The sequence below is a fragment of the Streptomyces sp. NPDC002838 genome, from assembly GCF_040295365.1.
In the GTDB taxonomy this organism is placed as follows: Bacteria; Actinomycetota; Actinomycetes; order Streptomycetales; family Streptomycetaceae; genus Streptomyces.
The window spans coordinates 1-1,047 of sequence record NZ_JBEOVF010000168.1; the positions used below are offsets into that span (position 1 = coordinate 1).

Annotated in this window: 1 protein-coding gene; it reads right to left on the reverse strand. The window is 68.9% G+C overall.

All coding sequences use genetic code 11. The annotated features are described in order from the left end of the window. Positions 1-914, reverse strand: a 914-nt coding sequence (locus tag ABT063_RS52115) for an L-serine ammonia-lyase (RefSeq protein WP_351069414.1), incomplete at its 3' end; no start/stop codon positions are given. Positions 915-1,047 lie beyond the last annotated feature (133 nt).

Consider the following 1,047-nt stretch of genomic DNA (forward strand, 5'->3'; position numbering starts at 1 on the left):
TAGTGCAGGACCGCCGGGATGATGCCCGCCGCGCCGTTCGTCGGTGCCGTCACCACCCGGCCGCCGGCGGCGTTCTCCTCGTTCACCGCCATCGCATAGAGAGTCGTCCATTCCAGGGCGTGCGTGGCCGGGTCGCCCGCGGCGCGCAGCTGGCGGGCAGTGACGGCGGCACGGCGGCGCACCTTGAGGCCGCCCGGCAGGATGCCCTCGCGAGAAAGGCCGTTGGCCACACAGCCCCGCATCACCCGCCAGATCTCCAGCAGCCCGGCGCGGATCTCCTCCTCGGTGCGCCAGGCCCGCTCGTTCTCCAGCATCAGCGCGGAGATGGACAGGCCGGTGTCGCGAGTGAGGCGGAGCAGGCCGTCGCCGGTGCGGAAGGGGTACTTCAGGACCGTGTCGTCGAGCTTGATGCGGTCCGCGCCGACCGCGTCCTCGTCGACGACGAAGCCGCCGCCCACCGAGTAGTACGTCTTCGACAGCAGCTCGGTCCCCATGGCGTCGTGCGCCCGGAGCGTCATGCCGTTCGCGTGGTAGGGCAGTGCCTTGCGGCGGTGCAGCACCAGGTCGTCGTCGAAGTCGAAGGCGATCTGCTGAGCATCGCCGATCTCGACGCCCAACAGCCGCAGCCTTCCGGTCGACTTGATCCGCTCGATGTCGTGGTCCGCCTGGACGACGTCGACAGTGTGCGGCTCGTTGCCCTCCAGCCCGAGCAGTACGGCCTTCGGAGTGCCGTGGCCATGGCCGGTCGCGCCCAGGGAGCCGTACAACTCGGCGTGGACCTTTGCGGTCTGGGCGAGTACGCCGTCCTCCTTCAGACGGACAGCGAACATACGTGCCGCGCGCATCGGGCCGACCGTGTGGGAGCTGGACGGACCGATGCCGATCGAGAACAGGTCGAAGACCGAGATGGCCACGGTCACTCCTCACTACGGGGCGCTGTTACTTGCTTAGGCCGGGGTAGAGCGGGTGCTTGTCCGTGAGTGCCTTGACTCGGGTCTTCAGCGTCTCGGCGTCGTACGACGGCTTGAGCGCCTCCGCGATGACGTC